Annotated in this window: 1 protein-coding gene; it reads left to right on the forward strand. The window is 56.6% G+C overall.

All coding sequences use genetic code 11. The features are described from left to right. Positions 1-477: DEAD/DEAH box helicase family protein (locus tag D3D02_RS19350; RefSeq protein WP_121571380.1), on the forward strand; the 477-nt coding region annotated here is incomplete at both ends.

Below are 477 nucleotides of genomic sequence, written 5' to 3' on the forward strand. Positions count from 1 at the left end.
ACGGGTGCATCGTCTCCGACTCGGTCGGCCTGGGAAAATCATTTATTGGCGGTGAACTCCTCCACGACTACCGCCAACGTGGCGACCACTGTCTCCTCGTTGTCCCGGCCAACCTGACTGATCAGTGGGAAGACCTACTCCAGAACGACACTGACGAAGACGGCAATCCGTACTTCGGGTTAGAGGTAGACGGCACGCACCTTGACGTGATGAGTATCAGCAAGTTCCAGAATCTCTCCTATGACGAGGTGCAGGACCTCAAAGACGAGTTCGACGTCCTGCTTATCGATGAGGCTCACCGGTTCCGGAACTACGGGAAGTGGCGACCGAATCCGGACCACGATGATGACTACAAGGGGACGCGACGACACGCGAATCTCAGGCAGCTCCGCGGAAAGACGATGATTATGCTGACCGCGACCCCGATCACTAACAGCGCTACCGACCTGAAGAACCTCATCAGCTTGTTCACCAGCC

Source organism: Halobellus sp. Atlit-38R (genome assembly GCF_003665925.1).
In the GTDB taxonomy this organism is placed as follows: Archaea; Halobacteriota; Halobacteria; order Halobacteriales; family Haloferacaceae; genus Haloquadratum; species Haloquadratum inordinatus.